Source organism: Alloprevotella sp. Lung230 (assembly GCF_014385435.1).
Taxonomy (GTDB): domain Bacteria; phylum Bacteroidota; class Bacteroidia; order Bacteroidales; family Bacteroidaceae; genus Alloprevotella.
Genome location: NZ_JACSUD010000004.1, coordinates 76,348 through 93,442, shown reverse-complemented (window position 1 = coordinate 93,442; position 17,095 = coordinate 76,348). Strand labels below are relative to the sequence as shown.

The following is a 17,095-nucleotide window of genomic DNA, read 5'->3' as shown; positions in this document are numbered from 1 at the left end:
TTCGGTCACAATTCGTGGCCGTATCGCTCGTTTTTCGTTTAGAAAATTGTAACTTTGCACCCAAATACATTAAGAATACAGTATGATGACAGCAAACGAAATACGCGAAGCCTACAAGCGCTTCTTTGAGGAGCACGGACACCTCATCGTCCCCTCCGCTCCTATGGTAATCAAGGACGACCCGACATTGATGTTTACCAACGCCGGGATGAACCAGTTCAAGGACATCATCCTCGGACACGCCGAACCCAAAAGCCGCCGCATGACCGACTCGCAGAAATGCCTGCGCGTGAGCGGTAAGCACAACGACCTCGAAGAGGTGGGACACGACACCTACCACCACACGATGTTTGAAATGCTTGGCAACTGGTCCTTTGGCGACTATTTCAAGGAAGACGCCATCACCTTTGCCTATAAGTTCTTGGTGGATGTACTGAAAATCGACCCGAAAAACCTTTACGTCACCGTTTTCGAAGGCGACAAATCCGCCGGCCTGGAGCGCGACGACGAAGCGGCTACCATCTGGGAACGCTACTTCCCCAAAGACCACATCATCAACGGCAACAAGCACGACAACTTTTGGGAAATGGGCGACACCGGTCCCTGCGGCCCTTGCTCTGAAATCCACATCGATGGCCGTTCGGAGGAGGAAAAGGCCAAAATCCCCGGTGCTTCGCTCGTCAATCAGGACAATCCAGAAGTGATTGAGATCTGGAACCTCGTCTTCATGCAGTACAACCGCAAAGCCGACGGTTCGCTCGAAGGGCTTCCCCACAAAGTCATCGACACCGGTATGGGCTTCGAACGCTTGGTGCGTGTGCTCCAAGGCAAGAACTCCAACTACGACACCGACATCTTCCAGCCCATCATTCGCAAAATTGCCGAACTTTCGGGCTTCTCCTACGGCCAAGAGGAGAGTGTCGATGTGGCCATGCGCGTCATCGCCGACCATCTGCGTGCCATTGCCTTCTCCATCGCCGATGGGCAGTTGCCCTCCAACGCCAAGGCAGGTTACGTGATTCGCCGCATCCTTCGTCGTGCTGTGCGTTATGCTTACACCTTCCTCAACCAGCGCGAGGCTTTCATCTGCAAACTCATCCCCACGCTCGTGCAGGAGATGGGTGGCGCCTATCCCGAACTCCCCGCTCAGCAAGAGCTCATCACCAAGGTCATTCGCGAAGAGGAAGAGTCCTTCCTCCGCACCCTCGCCACGGGCATCAGCCGTCTCGAAGGTATCATCGAGGCCACGAAATCCGCCAATGAAAAGGTTGTGGACGGCAAAGAAGCCTTCACTCTCTTTGACACCTATGGTTTCCCCCTCGACCTTACCGAACTCATCTGCTCTGAAGCCGGTCTTACGGTAGACGAAGACGGCTTTAATGCTGAAATGCAACAGCAAAAGGAGCGCGCCCGCAACGCTGCCGCTTCCGAAACAGGTGACTGGGTCGTGCTCGCCGAAGGAGAAACTACCTTCCACGGTTGGGATTTCACTGAATACGGCTGCCGCATTTTGAAATATCGCCAAGTGCAGCAGAAGAAGCAAACCTACTTCGAGTTGGTGCTCGACCACACGCCTTTCTATGCAGAAATGGGCGGACAAGTGGGCGATCAGGGTGTGTTGGTGAACGAAGCAGAAACGATTGAAATCTTCGACACCAAGCGCGAAAACAACTTGCCCATCCATCTCACCAAGGCACTTCCCAAGCATCCCGAGGCCGAATTTATGGCCTGTGTCGATGTCGACAAGCGCCGTGCCTGCGAAGCCAACCACACGGCCACCCACCTCATCGACCAAGCCCTGCGCGAAGTCCTCGGCACCCACGTTGAGCAGAAGGGCTCGCTCGTCACCCCGCAAAGTCTTCGTTTCGACTTCTCCCACTTCCAAAAGGTCACTCCCGAAGAAATTCGCCAAGTGGAGCGTCTGGTCAACAGCCGCATTCGCGAAAATATGCCCCTCCAAGACCACCGCGACATGGACATCGCCGATGCCAAGGAGATGGGCGCCATCGCTCTCTTCGGCGAAAAGTACGGCGACAAAGTGCGCGTGGTGCAGTTTGGCGACAGCGTAGAGTTTTGCGGTGGATGCCACGCCAAGAGCACCGGCCAACTCGGCCTCTTCCGCATCGTTTCCGAAAGCAGTGTCGCTGCCGGTGTGCGTCGTGTTGAGGCCATCACGGGCGAAGCTGCCGAAGAAAGCATTTATCTCCAACAAGACATCATCTCAAGCGTGGGCGCTTTCTTCAACAATGCCAAAGACGTTACGGCTGCCGTACGGCGTGCCATCGAAGAAAATTCCGACCTTAAGAAGCAGGTGGAAGCCGCTGTGCGCGAACGTGTGGGACAACTGAAAGGCCGTCTCATCGAAGCCGCCAAAGAAGTGGACGGCGTGAAGATTATCGCCCAAGTTATTCCGATGGACGTAGATCCTGCTGCCGTAAAGGATCTCGCTTTCCAAGTGGCCGGTCAGTTGCCCGAAAGCACTTTTATCGTTTTGGGTTCCAAGCACGACGACAAACCGCTCCTCACGGTGATGGTCAGCAAAGACCTCGTGTCCGGCCGTTCACTCCATGCCGGCAACCTCGTGAAGGAAGCTGCCCGTCTCATCCAAGGTGGTGGTGGCGGCGCTCCCCACTTCGCCACAGCCGGCGGCAAGAATACGGCCGGCCTTGACGCAGCGGTGGCCAAAGTGCTCGAACTGGCAGGCTTCTAAGTCCTCGTCCGATTTTTACACCTACTTAGTAACCCCAATTCGGTTTAAGGTCACCTATTTTTTACTCAGCTTATAGTCCACAACGATTCTTTCGACCTTGTTGTAGGCCGAAGATTCATTGTTTCACGCAAGTAGGTTTAGAAAAGTGTGAGCTGTTTCACTCCTGCTTCTCCCTCCATCTCAAACTCCATATTGATAGTGCTTTTTTGTTCAATTCCAACTCATATTCTTTGCAGAAATCATCTGCAATACAATAAATTTCCGTAACTTTGCTGACAAGTTTCATAGAGGATTGTTTTTTGTTATCTGTTTGGTTATCAACAACAAATATACGAAAAATAATCCTCTTTTTGGGCTTTTATTGAAACTATTTTAAGGCAAAAAACAAGAGTTCCTTATCCCGAATTGGGGTTATAACGGAATATGGAGCTTCCTGATGTACTCTTCGAAGAAGCTGCAGAAGATTTTTGTTCGTGGTTTATCTTGCAATACATGAGGGGGTATAAACCCTTTGTGACAATGATGTCGAAAGAAATTATATTACAAGGGCAATTAAAGTGACATACAATGCGACACAAGAAGATTTTTATTGGACTGGCATTTCTCTGTTTCATAGTGATGGGCGTAATCTTTCACTTTAGAAGAGATATTGTTGTCGCACCAATAAGGTGCGACATATTGGAGTCTGATACAACTTTCTCGGATTCAGGAATAAAATCAGTATACCACATAATGTTGGTGGATAATGCTCCGTATCTTAAGAAAAACATAAAGCAATGCTTAGAGATGTATTTTTGGAAGAATGTGGGTCTGGATTCTTTGGAGCGATATGAAAAGTATAAGATCTATTTTTATAGAAAAACCAAGTATTTGACTCTGAACTTTAAAGAGGGTGGGCAATATAATCCTGTATATAGCCATTGGGATAATACAATGGATTGGGGAAATCACTATGAAGATAAATTAGGCGAAGTAAGCTACTACAGACGTAAAGATGGAAGCGTCTGTTATATTGTCTTTACCAGTGATTCTGGTTGGGGTATTCGTGCGCTTGTAGACATTTCAAAATCTGAAATGTATAGTGAAGATTGTAAGAATGCGAAAAGTCTTTATAGATTAAAGATGAGAGAGCTTAAAATCGTTGATAATGAAATATAGAAGTATTATAATAGCAGGTCTCTTGATAATACTCTTTTCTTCCTGCCTCCACGAACAGTCAGTTCCAATAGCCTCTTCCTTCTCTATTGAGGTTGCTGAGGACAAGACCTCTCCTATGGTTGTTCAACTGAAGAATGAGAGCTACGGAGCGGATGAATACGAGTGGACCTTTGAGGTCGATTCGCCAAGTTATTAACGAGGGTTCTATCCTTTCAATGAGGTTTATTTAGAAGCACCGAAGAAAGGGAAAAAGGTGGCCGGAGAGTCGCCTGCTAAACATAAGTATGTAAGATTGGACTCATACGACCCTCAGAAAGGTGAGATAGTCTCTCGTAAGAAAACCCAACTCGGTGAGGTGTCGGAAGAGACAGCAATTCGTTACCTCAAGGAGCTAGAGGAGAAGTACCCATCAGGTTCGATCATTGCCGATGTGCCGTCCAATATAAGTAAGGCTAATGCCGGAATCTTCAAGGCAAATAATGGAAAAGTTCTTAAAGGACAAATGATTCTTGAAGTGCCCGTGCATAAAGCGGAAATACCGCCAAAGGTATTAGACTACGCGAAGAAGCACTATATAAAGATTAGAGACATAAAAGGTAAATACTATAATTAGTTATGAAGACAATATTCATTAGAACCTGGGTTGGTAATCACATAAATACAGAAGAAGCAACCCTAAGTCAATTAGATCGCTACAACAAGACTCGCTATTCTCGTCGGAAGAATAAAGAAGGCCTTTTGGAACTGGCCTCTCGCGAAGCGCATGAGCAACAAAATGTTTACTTTGCAACGATTCTCAATGAGGATGACAGCCCCTACTGCGCCATTGAGTCCAATGTGGGATACTTTGGGGTAGACTTCTTGAGAGAGGATCTTGAAAACTTTCTCATTTATACGTTTAGAGACTTCACACAAGAAGGGAAAACATTGTTCTTGGATACTATCAGACTCCAACCCAAGCATCCGCAAGACTATGATACGGTCTATAGCTTTATGTTTTACTTTAAGGAGGACAAAACGTGGGGGGTAGTGAAGCATAAAGGAGGAGTGGGCACGTGGAGTGATAGTGTCGAGGAATCAGAGATCCCTCTCTCTGAAGAGGACTATTCCAAACTTTGCCTTTCCTACCCTGAGTTCGGTGAATATGACCAGCTCATACGCTTGGATCGTATTCCGACGGTCGTTCGAGAGACGATATTAGAAGTCACGGACAAGGAGTTTCCTACGTTTAGGCAGTATCTCCAGCGAGACATCGAACGCTATCAAGAACCTAAGAAGTGAATTCGAGTGGAGGTGCCGGTCTCCAATGAGGCGCGTGCCAAGTTCGATCCTTACAAAGGTGGAGCATTTAGAAGCATCGAAGAAAGGGACAAAGGTGGCCGGAGAGTCGCCTGCTAAACATAAGTATGTAAGATTGGACTCATACGACCCTTACATCGGTGGGATTGTCTCCCGTAAGAAGCCCCAGCTTAGTGTGATGTCGAAAGAAATTATAATACAAGGTCAATTAAACTGATATATATACAATGCGACACAAGAAGAGTCTTATTGGACTGGCATTTCTCTGTTTCATAGTGATGGGTGTAATCTTTCACTTTAGAAGAGACATTGTTGTTGCACCAATAAGGTGTGATGTTTTGGAGACTCATACAACCGTCTCGGATTCAGGAACGAAATCAGTGTACCACATAATGTTGGTGGATAATGCTCCGTATCTTAAGAAAAATATAAAGCAATGCTTAGAAACGTATTTTTGGAAGAATGTGTGTCTGGATTCTTTGGAGCGATATGAATTCTATAAAATCAGTTTTTATAGAAAAACCAAGTATTTGACTCTGAACTTTAAAGAGGGGAATCAATATAATCCTGTATATAGTTATTGGGATAATACAATGGATTGGGGAAATCACTATGCAGATGAATTAGGCGAAGTAAGCTACTACAGACGTAAAGATGGAAGCGTCTGTTATATTGTCATAACCAATGATTCTGGTTGGGGCATTCGTACGCTTGTAGACCTTACAAAATATGAATGGTATAGTAAAGATTGTAAGAATGCGAAAAGTCTTTATAGATTAAAGATGAAAGAGCTTAAAATCGTTGATAATGAAATATAGACATGTTGTTGCCCCTTAAACTTCTATACAACAGACCGAGACATAACTTAGTTTTGCAAAACTGAAATCAGAGTTCTATCAAATAAAAGTGTAATTTTGCATTTGCTGGTTGACTCTACGGTCTCGAATTGGGGTTAAAAGAAAGTTCCCCTATCTCGTTTCAAGCGATAGGGGAACTTTTGATTTTGGCCTCCTCCTTTGTATATAGTCATCTCAATCTCAAAAACAGCCATGAAGGCGTGACTTTAACTTTGTTTAAGTGGGTGTTCGGAATGAATTGATACCAGATTTGTTTCATTTTTTTCGTCAGCTTGTCTTTGCGAAGAAGGAGTGTAGCGGGCTACGCGAGGGATGAACAAGGGCGAGATGGCGGAAAAGAGAGGCAAAGAGGGTGTCAAAGTAGAGATCATCCTACAAAGAAGACCCACTTACCTCAGAGGTAGTTTTTTCTATCTCAGAGGTAGAAAAATCTACCTCTGAGGTAAGTGGAGCGCACAACCGAGCCACCGCGGTGAAGGCTTTTTTCATCACGTCTTCGCGCCTCTTCTCTCGTTGTTCATACGCGCGTACGCATGTGCGCACGCTATTCTGTAAAATCTTGTTTTTTGCCTTCACTGCCTTCACCTCCTGAGGAAACTCTTTATACTCAGTCAATGAAGGTGAAGGCACATCTTTCGCGTTGCCTTCACCCGTATCTACTTGTTTTTCGGAGACTTATCTGCTCCGGTGAAGGCGTGAAGGCAAAACGCACACTCTCTTGTAGAGGACGCGCGCGAGGCGTCGTGAGTGCCGCTCGGAAGTCTAATTTTCGGCAGGTGAGGAGAGTCCTTTTTTCGGAGAACTTCCTGTGCGGATAGATTATCCTCGCTTGCACCGAAAAAATGCCCCCTTGCTATTGTCTAAGCCAAAAAAAAGTGGTACTTTTGCACCTTGAAAGGTGAAGTATGCACTCACCCAACCCTCATAAGACAACAAAAATACAATATATAAACAATTAAAAATCAGCAAAATGCCAACTATTCAACAACTCGTTCGTAAGGGTCGTTCAGTAGCTGCCGACAAGTCAAAGTCGCCTGCTCTCGACAACTGCCCTCAGCGTCGTGGTGTTTGTGTTCGCGTGTACACAACCACCCCCAAAAAGCCTAACTCCGCCATGCGTAAAGTGGCTCGTGTGCGTCTCACCAACTCTAAGGAAGTCAACTCCTACATCCCCGGTGAAGGCCACAACCTCCAGGAACACAGCATCGTGCTCGTTCGCGGTGGTCGTGTGAAGGACCTCCCCGGTGTACGCTATCACATCGTTCGCGGTACGCTCGACACCGCCGGCGTGGCCAACCGCACACAGCGCCGTTCGAAGTATGGCGCTAAGCGTCCTAAGGCCGCCAAGAAATAAGAAGATCGGGAAATGAGCGCTGTGGTAAGAGAGTAATCCCCAAGTGATGGCGGATGAAGACTCGCTCTTACTGAGCGGGTAGCCCTTAGCCCACCAGCCCTTTCCCAATGCTTCGTCTATCAAATCAAAGATTGGTTTGCATAAGGTTGAGTAAGCACCACTATCGTGGCTCTGCTGAAGACATGATGCAGCCCTAACACAACCCAACCCCTTATCACCCATGCGTAAAGCAAAACCAAAGAAGCGTGTGATCCTCCCGGATCCCGTCTACGGCGACCAGAAGGTCTCCAAGTTCGTAAATCACCTCATGTATGACGGCAAGAAGAACATCTCCTACGAGATTTTCTACAAGAGCCTCGAAATCGTAGGTGAGAAGATGCAGAGCGAAGAAAAGAGTGCGCTCGAAATCTGGAAAATTGCCCTCGACAAGATTACTCCCCAAGTGGAAGTGAAGAGCCGTCGTATCGGTGGTGCCACTTTCCAAGTGCCCACAGAAATCCGCCCCGATCGTAAGGAGTCTGTTTCGATGAAGAACATGATTGCCTATGCTCGCAAGCGCGGTGGCAAGACGATGGCCGACAAGCTCGCTGCCGAAATCATGGACGCCTACAACGAACAGGGTGCTGCCTTCAAGCGTAAGGAAGAAATGCACCGTATGGCAGAAGCTAACCGTGCCTTTGCACACTTCCGTTTCTAATCCAACCCCCAAGATAGCATAACAAAATGGCAAAGCAAGATCTCCATTTGACGCGTAATATCGGTATCATGGCCCACATCGATGCCGGTAAGACCACCACTTCCGAACGTATCCTCTTCTACACGGGTAAGACCCACAAAATTGGTGAAGTACACGAAGGTGGTGCTACCATGGACTGGATGGAACAAGAGCAGGAGCGCGGTATCACCATTACCTCCGCTGCTACGACTGCCTTCTGGAAGTACAACGGCACACAGTATAAGTTCAACCTCATTGACACTCCGGGACACGTTGACTTCACCGCAGAAGTAGAACGTTCGCTCCGTGTGCTCGACGGTGCTGTGGCAACCTACTGTGCCGTGGGTGGTGTTGAACCTCAATCGGAAACCGTTTGGCGTCAGGCCGACAAGTACAACGTCCCCCGTATCGGTTATGTCAACAAGATGGACCGTTCCGGTGCCAACTTCTTCGAAGTGGTGCGCCAGATGAAGGACGTCCTCGGTGCTACTCCCTGTGTGATTTCTGTGCCCATCGGTGCTGAAGAAAACTTCAGGGGTATCGTAGACCTCATCAAGATGAAGGCCATCCTGTGGCACGACGAAACGATGGGTGCGGAATATGATGTAGAAGACATCCCCGCCGAACTCGTGGACGAATGCAACGAATGGCGTCAGAAGATGATTGAACTCGCTGCTGAGCAAGACGAAACCCTCATGGAGAAGTTCTTCGACGACCCCAACTCGCTCAGCGAAGAGGAAATCGTGGCTGCTATCCGCAAGGGTACGCTCGCTCTCGACATCGTGCCCATGACTTGCGGTTCTTCGTTCAAGAACAAGGGCGTACAGACGCTGCTCGACTACGTCTGCATGTTCCTGCCCTCTCCCCTCGACACACCCGCTATCGAAGGTACGAACCCCGAAACCGGCGAAGTCGAAACGCGCAAGCCTTCGGAAGACGAAAAGACGGCTGCTCTCGCCTTTAAGATTGCTACCGACCCCTACGTAGGTCGACTCACCTTCTTCCGCGTTTACTCCGGTAAGGTGGAAGCTGGTTCTTACGTCTACAACGTTCGCTCCGGCAAGAAGGAACGCGTTTCGCGTCTCTTCCAGATGCACTCTTCCAAGCAAAACCCCGTAGACGTGATTTCTGCCGGTGACATCGGTGCCGGTGTCGGTTTCAAGGACATCCGCACGGGCGACACGCTCGCTGAAGAAGGCGCTCCCATCGTGCTCGAATCTATGGACTTCCCCGATCCCGTGATTGGTATTGCGGTTGAGCCCAAGACGCAGAAGGACCTCGACAAGCTCTCCAATGGTTTGGCCAAGCTCGCCGAAGAAGACCCCACCTTCACCGTGAAGACCGACGAACAAAGCGGTCAGACCGTGATTTCGGGTATGGGTGAACTTCACCTCGACATCATCATCGACCGTCTGCGTCGTGAGTTTAAGGTGGAGTGCAACCAAGGTAAGCCTCAGGTGAACTACAAGGAAGCCATCACCAAGACCGTCAACCTCCGCGAAGTCTACAAGAAGCAATCTGGTGGTCGCGGTAAGTTCGCAGACATCATCGTGAACGTAGGTCCTGTTGATGAAGACTTCAAGGAAGGTGGTCTCCAGTTCGTGAACAAGGTGACTGGTGGTAACATTCCTAAGGAATTCATCCCCTCTGTACAGAAGGGCTTTGAAAACGCTATGAAGAGTGGTGTGCTCGGTGGCTTCCCTCTCGACAGCCTCAAGGTGGAACTCCTCGATGGTTCTTTCCACCCCGTTGACTCCGATCAGCTCTCCTTCGAAATCGCTGCCCTCCAAGCCTATAAGAACGCTTGCGCACAAGCAGGTCCTGTCTTGATGGAGCCCATGATGAAGCTCGAAGTGGTAACTCCCGAAGAAAACATGGGTGACGTCATCGGTGACCTCAACAAGCGCCGTGGTCAGGTGGAAGGTATGGAAAACAGCCGTTCCGGTGCCCGCATCGTGAAGGCCACTGTGCCTCTCGCAGAAATGTTTGGCTACGTGACAGCGCTCCGTACCATCACTTCCGGTCGTGCCACTTCTTCGATGCAGTACGATCACCACTCGCCCGTTTCGAGCGGTATCGCTAAGGCTGTGCTTGAAGAAATCAAGGGCCGCGTAGACCTCATCAAGTAATTCCGAAACAAAATCCAATCCATTGCCGCCGAAAGGAGTGGGATAGCGAACGACTCTTATCCCGCCTACCTTTCGATGGTGTCAAACACTACAAAACAATGAGTCAAAAAATTCGTATCAAGCTCAAGAGCTACGACCACACTCTCGTTGAGAAGTCGGCCGAAAAAATCGTGAAGAATGTCAAAGCAACGGGTGCCATCGTGAGCGGTCCCATCCCCCTCCCCACTCGTAAGCGCATCATCACGGTGAACCGCTCTACCTTCGTCAACAAGAAGAGTCGTGAGCAGTTTGAGGTTTCGACCTACAAGCGTCTCATCGACATCTACAGCTCCAACCCCAAGACCATCGATGCGCTCATGAAGCTCGAATTGCCTTGCGGTGTTGAAGTAGAAATCAAGGTGTAGTCTTTTCTCGCTTCGATTTACAACAATAAAGAGGATATAGCCCGCTTCGGGATATATCCTCTTTTGTTTTTTGCCCGGCTGAAGAGCCATACGTTCGGGCGCTCCAACTTGCTGTGCATAGGGGCAAAAAAAAGAAGCCCGATGTGGAGCTTCATCAATAAAGGGGTTGTAACAACATTTCTGTTCAACCTCTGTCTCGACTTCCCCGAATTGGGAAGTGCGAGGGTTGAAGAGAGTTTTCTTAACCGACTTGTGAACGGAGTGCACGAAGTTGGCTGTTGAGCATTTGGCACATACTGCCGTTGCCCATCGAACGGTACCGAGCAATGCGATACATCAGTTCGTCAATAGTTTTTTTATCCATCATAATTGGTTCTTTTTTGTTTTTGTGTTCAACAATAAGAGAACCGGCCGTTTTGCCGGCCTCTGTGTTCAGTTTGTCTGTCTCTCGACAGTCAACATCTAATCCTTAATCTTTTACCTTAATCAATCGGCTGCATCACGCAGCGGATATTATCCTTAATTTTTACCTTAAATCCATATTGGAACACGAAGCGCGCTTGAGTGTCGAGGTGACGACTATCGAAGCGAGTGCTATCGTTTTGTTTTCTGGTGCAAAGATACAACGTTTGCTATCTTAGAACAAGCAGAATCGACTAAAACCGCCTCTTTTTAACGACAGTAAAGTAAATTTGAAGGGTCAAGTTGGCATAAGTCCAGCGAAACAGGGCTTGCGGTACGCTTTCTTTTTCTATCGGTAGGAGCGCTTTTGTATCCTCTCTCCATGAAATGTCGTAGCCTTTGACGCCCATCTCAACTTAAAATTGTAACTTCGCAGCATGAAAGTTTTTTATTGGATAGCTTATGGTTTAGCCTACTTGACCTCGCTGCTTCCCTTACGACTACATTATTTTTTGGCCGATGTGCTGGTGTTCCCCCTCGTGTTCCACATTTTGAAGTATCGCCGTGCACTGGTGCAGCGCAACCTTTGCGATTGTTTTCCAGAAAAAAGTGAGCAGGAGCGGCAGGAGATTGAACGCAAGTTTTACCACTGGCTGGCCGACTATATGGTGGAAACCCTCAAAGAGTTCTCCATCTCGCGCCGAGAGATGATGCGCCGTATGGAGTTTGTCAACCTCGCGGAGGTGGAAGCCGAAATGGAACGCAGCCCCGAACAGCATTGCTTCCTCTATCTGGGGCATTTCTGCAACTGGGAGTGGGTGGCCTCGTTGCCGCTGTGGAGTCACCGCAGCACGATGTTTGGACAAATCTATCATCCCCTTCACTCGCCCATGATGGACCGGCTGTTTTTCCACATCCGAGGTCGCTTCGGCGCAACGAACATTGCGATGAAAGAGACGCTGCGCGTACTGCTGCACTGGAAGCGCGAAGGACACTCGTCGATGGTGGGCTTCATTGCCGACCAAGCGCCCAAGATAGAGGCGATGCACCACTGGACGGAGTTTCTGCACCACGACACGTCCTTTTTCACCGGGGCGGAGAAAATCGGTGGAAAGTTGGGCGCTCGCTTCTTCTATCTCGAAATGACGCGTCCTCGAAGAGGGTATTATCGGGCGGAATTGCGGGAGATGCACCCTGAAGTCCCCACACCGGAACAGCCTTTCCCCGTCACCGACGCCTTTGCCCGCTGCATTGAGCAAAGCATACGCTCGCAACCTCACCTTTGGCTCTGGACGCACAACCGCTGGAAGCGCACCCGCCAAGATTGGGAAAACTACAAAGCCGGCCCTTCTGCCCGGAAATAGTGAAATGCAGCACTGCGCCTTACAAATCCGGAGCTTTCCTTTGCAAATAGGAAAAGATGAAGTATATTTGCAAAACGAAATATCAAAGTAGAGAACAACCTACGGATAAGATAGCTACACACCTACTGATAGTAGAGAACAGCCTACAAGTAAGGTAACTACGTTTGATTTTGAACACTTACTTAACTCAACGATAACACTTGACAGCCCCATGTTAGACGTAAAGCAACTGCTCGCCGACAGCGAGGAAAGAATGGAAATGAGTGTGATGCACCTCGAAGAAACGCTCTCGCACATCCGCGCCGGAAAGGCCAATGTCCACATCCTCGACCAAGTGATGGTCAACTCCTATGGATCGATGGTGCCCGTGAACAATTGTGCTGCCATCACCACTCCAGATGCCCGCACGATTGCCATCAAGCCTTGGGACAAGTCGATGTTCCGCCCCATCGAAAAGGCCATCATCGATTCCAACGTGGGCATTATGCCCGAAAACAATGGTGAAGTGATCCGTCTCGCCATTCCCCCGCTCACCGAAGAACGTCGCCGCGACCTCACCAAGCAGTGCAATGCCGAGGGCGAAGAGACTAAAATCGCCATCCGCAACGCACGTCGTGACGGCATCGACAAACTCAAGAAAAGCACGAAAGACGGTGTGCCCGAAGATGTGGCCAAAGATGCCGAAAACGACTTGCAAAAGCTCCACGACAAGATGGTGAAGCGCGTGGAAGAATTGCTCGCCGCCAAGAGCAAAGAAATCATGACCGTCTAAGGCAGAAGGTCGCTCTTGGCCCCAGCCCGAAAAAAACGATGGCAAGTAGCCTATGCACTACCTGACCATCGTTTTCTTCGTTTCCTTACAGACGCTTCATTGCCTACTTATTTCCGAAAACCTCCCCCCAATCCCTCAACTTCATGCACGGCATCGTCATCAAAAACACCGGAAGCAGTTATCTTGTGCGCACCGATGAAGGGCAACTCATCGAAAGCCGCGTCAAAGGCAATTTCCGCCTCAAAGGCATCCGCACCACCAACCCCGTGGCAGTGGGAGATGGCGTGACGCTGCGCAATAACGGCGAGGGCGAACTCGCTTTCATCACCGCCATCGACCCGCGCCGCAACTACATCATCCGCAAAGCTTCCAACCTCTCCAAACAAAGCCACATCCTCGCCGCCAACATCGACCAAGCCCTCTTGGTGGCCACCTTGGCGCGCCCTGAGACCAGCACCACTTTCATCGACCGCTTCTTGGCTTCGGCCGAAGCCTATCGTGTCCCCGTCGTGTTGGTGCTCAACAAAATGGACGATCTGACCGACGACGAACGCGCCACGGCCGACTACCTCACGCACATCTACACCGACATGGGCTACGAGGTGCACCAAATTGCGGCGCTCTCCGGCCACGGATTGGAGGCATTGCGTCCACGGCTCACGGGGAAAATCACCCTTCTGGCCGGACATTCGGGCGTGGGCAAAAGCACGTTGCTCAATCAGTTCATTCCCGATGCGCAAGTGAAGACGGCCGAAATTTCCGACGCCCACGGCACGGGGATGCACACCACCACTTTCAGCGAACTCTTCGACCTTCCTTCGCCCGATGATCAATCTGCGGGCAGCCTCATCGACATCCCCGGTATCAAGGGGTTTGGCACGTTCGACATGGAGCCGGAAGAAATCGCCCACTACTTCCGCGACATCTTTGCGCTCGGAGAGGGTTGTCGCTTCTCCAACTGCACCCACACCCAAGAACCGGGTTGTGCCGTCGTCGAAGCTCTCGAAGCCCACCGGCTCGCTCCCTCGCGCTACACCTCCTACCTCTCCATGCTCAACGACAAGGAAGAGGGAAAATATCGCGCCCACCTTTGAGGCCATCAAGGTACTGTCTACTCCAAACCGGCCGCACCTTTTCTTCTAAACACACCATCCTTTTTAGTTTCCCTGAAATGAAACGCATTCTCATTCTTCTGTTGGCTTGCACGCTTGCCTCGGCAGCAGCGGCTCAATCCGCGCAGCGGCTCATCGACTACGTCAATCCCTTCATCGGTACGACCAACTTCGGGACGTGTAACCCTGGTGCTGTCCTCCCCACAGGGCTGATGAGCGTGACGCCCTTCAACGTGATGGGGAGCGACCTGAACGGCTACGACAAAGACGCCCGCTGGTGGTCCACGCCCTATGACCACACCAACCGCTTCTTCACCGGATTCAGCCACGTCAATCTCAGCGGTGTGGGCTGCCCCGACATGGGTTCGCTCCTGCTGATGCCCACGACAGGCGACCTCGAAACGGACTACAAAAACTATGGTTCCACCTACACCGACGAGGTGGCGCATCCCGGCTATTACAGCAACCGCCTGACGAAATACGGCATCCTCGCCGAGGTGTCGGCCACGCTCCGCAGTTCCATCGCCCGCTTCACCTTTCCCAAAGGGCAGGCCAACGTCTTGCTCAACCTGGGCGAAGGCTTGACCAACGAGAGTGGTGCTACGGTGCGTTATGTGAGCGATACCGAAATCGAAGGCAGCAAACTCCTCGGCACATTTTGCTACAACAATCCCCAAGCCGTCTATCCGCTCTACTTCGTGATGCGCATCAACCGCCGTCCCCAACAGCGCGGTTTTTGGAAGCAACAGCGCCCCATGACCGCCGAGGCCGATTGGGAACCCTACGCCGGAAAACGCAAACTCTACCCCAACTTCCATCGCGAGATTTCGGGCGACGACATCGGGGCTTACTTTTCCTTCAATGTTGAAGAGGGCGAACAGATAGAAGTTCAAATCGGGGTCTCCTTTGTGAGTACCGCCAATGCGCGCGAAAACTTACAACACGAACAGCCCCAAGGCACCCACTTTGCCGATGTGCGCACCGCTGCCGAATGTGCGTGGGAAGAGGCACTCTCCGTGGTCACCGTCGAAGGCGGCACGCCGGACCAGCGCACCATCTTCTACACCGCGCTCTATCACACACAAATCCACCCCAACATCCTCCAAGACGTCAACGGCGAATATCCCGAAATGCAAACCGGCATCACTCGCCGCACTTCGGGCGACCGCTACACCGTGTTCTCTCTTTGGGACACTTATCGCTGCACCCACCAACTCTTCACGCTCCTCTTTCCCCAACGTCAGCAGGCCATGGTGCGCTCCATGCTCGACCAATATCGCGAAACGGGCTGGCTGCCGAAATGGGAACTTTATGGGCAGGAAACTTACACCATGGAAGGAGACCCGGCCATCCCCGTCATCGTCGACACCTGGATGAAGGGGCTGCGCGACTTCGACGTCCCCCTCGCCTATGAAGCCATGTGCAAAGGAGCCGACACGCCCGGCAAGGAAAATCCCCTACGCCCCGACAACGACGACTACCTGCGCTTCGGCTACTGCCCCCTGCGCGAGCCCTACGACAATTCTGTCTCCCACGCTCTCGAATACTACGTGGCCGATGCCGCGCTCGCACGTTTTGCCGAAGCCCTCGGCAAGAAAGACGATGCCCGCCGCTATCGCCGCCGCTCGCTGGGCTACAAGCACTACTACTCCCCCGAGTTTGGCACCCTGCGCCCCCGTACGCCTGACGGTCGCTTCCTCTCGCCCTTCAATCCCAAACAAGGCGAAAACTTCGAGCCCTCTCCCGGATTTCACGAAGGAAACGCTTGGAACTACACCTTCTTTGTGCCGCACGACATTACCGGCTTAGCCAAATTGATGGGCGGCAACCGCAAGTTTACCGAACGTCTCCAAAGCATTTTCGACAACGGCTACTACGACCCCGCCAACGAGCCCGACATCGCCTATCCCTACCTCTTCTCCTACATCAAGGGCGAGGAATGGCGCACACAAGTGCTCACACGCCAATGGCTCGACAAAGTCTTCCACAACGCTCCCCACGGCATCCCCGGCAATGACGACACCGGCACGATGAGTGCATGGGCTGTCTTCGCGATGATGGGCTTCTACCCCGACAACCCTGCCGATGCTTCCTACACCCTCACCGCTCCGGTGTTCGACCGCATCACCCTGCGTCTTGACCCTGCCATCCACGGCACCGACCGCTTGGTCATCTCCGCCCCCAATGCCGCGCAAGGACAACGCATCCGCTCCATCCGCCTGGGCGGCCGCCCGTTCAAGGGCTTCCGCATCTCCCACGCCGACCTCCTGCGCGGTGGCCGCTTGGACTTTGAGTTGCAATAACTATCGACACAACCGTACAAGCACAGAAAAGGCTGCACTTCATCACGAAGTGCAGCCTTTTGGCTTATGTAGCAGGCATCATCCCGAAGGGCTGTTTGAGAAGCACACCGCAGGTGAGCGTGAGGCACGAACATCGAAGTGTCGTTTCTCTATCCAAGCTATGCTGCGGCATTGTTCAAAACTCATCCCTTCTTTGGGCACAGCTCGCCTGCGTGAGCGAAAAAGTTCGTGGCTTCGGCAAGAAAAGTTGAAAAGCTAAGGCGCAATCTATAAACCAAACCTTGGTTTATATAATTCAAGCCTTGGTTTATATAAACCAAAGTTTGGTTTATGTAATTCAAAGTTTGGTTTATAGTTTATCTTTGAGGCGCGCAACTTTTCTTGCTGAAGCCACGAACTTTTGCTGAAGCTCAGATGGAAACCCCTCTTTGCCTCTAACCATTTCTCCCCAAGAAGAGAACCCATTCTCCCGCGAGGGAAAATCGGTTCTCCGCTTGGGGAGAAAACTATGGGGCG

General features: G+C 50.7%; 14 protein-coding genes. 13 read left to right on the top strand and 1 reads right to left on the bottom strand.

Annotation, left to right across the window (positions count from 1 at the left end):
* Window positions 1-82: 82 nt before the first annotated feature.
* From alaS to rpsJ, 9 genes are all read left to right on the top strand, one after another.
* The gene (alaS, locus tag H8527_RS03945; protein WP_187545788.1) at window positions 83-2,710 is read left to right on the top strand and encodes an alanine--tRNA ligase; all 2,628 of its coding nucleotides are present in this window, start codon (window positions 83-85) and stop codon (window positions 2,708-2,710) included.
* Window positions 2,711-3,442: 732 nt separating this feature from the next.
* Window positions 3,443-3,868: a hypothetical protein gene (locus H8527_RS03940; protein WP_255498511.1), complete on the top strand. Its 426-nt coding sequence runs from the start codon at window positions 3,443-3,445 to the stop codon at window positions 3,866-3,868.
* A gap of 292 nt (window positions 3,869-4,160) precedes the next feature.
* Complete coding sequence (locus H8527_RS03935) at window positions 4,161-4,481, top strand: hypothetical protein (RefSeq protein ID WP_187545786.1); 321 nt, start codon at window positions 4,161-4,163, stop codon at window positions 4,479-4,481.
* 2 nt (window positions 4,482-4,483) lie between these two features.
* Window positions 4,484-5,149 (top strand): hypothetical protein, encoded by a 666-nt coding sequence (locus H8527_RS03930; protein WP_187545784.1) that lies wholly within the window; start codon window positions 4,484-4,486, stop codon window positions 5,147-5,149.
* A 410-nt stretch (window positions 5,150-5,559) separates the two neighbouring features.
* Window positions 5,560-5,985, top strand: coding sequence for a hypothetical protein (locus tag H8527_RS03925; RefSeq protein WP_255498510.1), 426 nt, complete (start codon window positions 5,560-5,562; stop codon window positions 5,983-5,985).
* A 1,009-nt stretch (window positions 5,986-6,994) separates the two neighbouring features.
* Window positions 6,995-7,378, top strand: a complete 384-nt coding sequence (gene rpsL / locus H8527_RS03920; RefSeq protein WP_187545780.1) for a 30S ribosomal protein S12 — start codon at window positions 6,995-6,997, stop codon at window positions 7,376-7,378.
* Window positions 7,379-7,598: 220 nt separating this feature from the next.
* Window positions 7,599-8,075, top strand: coding sequence for a 30S ribosomal protein S7 (gene rpsG / locus H8527_RS03915; protein ID WP_187545778.1), 477 nt, complete (start codon window positions 7,599-7,601; stop codon window positions 8,073-8,075).
* 26 nt (window positions 8,076-8,101) lie between these two features.
* The gene (fusA, locus tag H8527_RS03910) at window positions 8,102-10,222 is read left to right on the top strand and encodes an elongation factor G (RefSeq protein WP_187545776.1); all 2,121 of its coding nucleotides are present in this window, start codon (window positions 8,102-8,104) and stop codon (window positions 10,220-10,222) included.
* Between the two features lie 98 nt (window positions 10,223-10,320).
* Window positions 10,321-10,626, top strand: a complete 306-nt coding sequence (gene rpsJ / locus H8527_RS03905) for a 30S ribosomal protein S10 (RefSeq protein ID WP_124932125.1) — start codon at window positions 10,321-10,323, stop codon at window positions 10,624-10,626.
* Window positions 10,627-10,867: 241 nt separating this feature from the next.
* On the opposite strand, the gene H8527_RS09860 is transcribed toward rpsJ, so the two are convergent.
* A complete protein-coding gene (locus tag H8527_RS09860) occupies window positions 10,868-10,993 on the bottom strand; it encodes a hypothetical protein (protein ID WP_255498509.1) in 126 nt (41 codons plus the stop codon).
* Between the two features lie 472 nt (window positions 10,994-11,465).
* On the opposite strand from H8527_RS09860, the gene H8527_RS03900 reads away from it, so the two are divergent.
* From H8527_RS03900 to H8527_RS03885, 4 genes are all read left to right on the top strand, one after another.
* A complete protein-coding gene (locus tag H8527_RS03900) occupies window positions 11,466-12,392 on the top strand; it encodes a lysophospholipid acyltransferase family protein (protein ID WP_187545775.1) in 927 nt (308 codons plus the stop codon).
* A 211-nt stretch (window positions 12,393-12,603) separates the two neighbouring features.
* Complete coding sequence (frr, locus tag H8527_RS03895) at window positions 12,604-13,164, top strand: ribosome recycling factor (RefSeq protein WP_187545773.1); 561 nt, start codon at window positions 12,604-12,606, stop codon at window positions 13,162-13,164.
* Between the two features lie 143 nt (window positions 13,165-13,307).
* Window positions 13,308-14,258 (top strand): ribosome small subunit-dependent GTPase A, encoded by a 951-nt coding sequence (gene rsgA / locus H8527_RS03890; protein ID WP_187545771.1) that lies wholly within the window; start codon window positions 13,308-13,310, stop codon window positions 14,256-14,258.
* 77 nt (window positions 14,259-14,335) lie between these two features.
* A complete protein-coding gene (locus tag H8527_RS03885) occupies window positions 14,336-16,579 on the top strand; it encodes a GH92 family glycosyl hydrolase (RefSeq protein ID WP_187545769.1) in 2,244 nt (747 codons plus the stop codon).
* The last annotated feature ends 516 nt before the right edge of the window (window positions 16,580-17,095 follow it).

Coding starts and splice junctions, on each gene's coding strand:
- H8527_RS03940 (WP_255498511.1), top strand. CDS start 3,443: ATGTTGGTGGATAATGCTCCGTATCTTAAGAAAAACATAAAGCAATGC.
- rpsG (WP_187545778.1), top strand. CDS start 7,599: ATGCGTAAAGCAAAACCAAAGAAGCGTGTGATCCTCCCGGATCCCGTC.
- rpsL (WP_187545780.1), top strand. CDS start 6,995: ATGCCAACTATTCAACAACTCGTTCGTAAGGGTCGTTCAGTAGCTGCC.
- alaS (WP_187545788.1), top strand. CDS start 83: ATGATGACAGCAAACGAAATACGCGAAGCCTACAAGCGCTTCTTTGAG.
- H8527_RS03930 (WP_187545784.1), top strand. CDS start 4,484: ATGAAGACAATATTCATTAGAACCTGGGTTGGTAATCACATAAATACA.
- rpsJ (WP_124932125.1), top strand. CDS start 10,321: ATGAGTCAAAAAATTCGTATCAAGCTCAAGAGCTACGACCACACTCTC.
- H8527_RS03900 (WP_187545775.1), top strand. CDS start 11,466: ATGAAAGTTTTTTATTGGATAGCTTATGGTTTAGCCTACTTGACCTCG.
- frr (WP_187545773.1), top strand. CDS start 12,604: ATGTTAGACGTAAAGCAACTGCTCGCCGACAGCGAGGAAAGAATGGAA.
- H8527_RS03925 (WP_255498510.1), top strand. CDS start 5,560: ATGTTGGTGGATAATGCTCCGTATCTTAAGAAAAATATAAAGCAATGC.
- rsgA (WP_187545771.1), top strand. CDS start 13,308: ATGCACGGCATCGTCATCAAAAACACCGGAAGCAGTTATCTTGTGCGC.
- fusA (WP_187545776.1), top strand. CDS start 8,102: ATGGCAAAGCAAGATCTCCATTTGACGCGTAATATCGGTATCATGGCC.
- H8527_RS03885 (WP_187545769.1), top strand. CDS start 14,336: ATGAAACGCATTCTCATTCTTCTGTTGGCTTGCACGCTTGCCTCGGCA.
- H8527_RS09860 (WP_255498509.1), bottom strand. CDS start 10,993: ATGATGGATAAAAAAACTATTGACGAACTGATGTATCGCATTGCTCGG.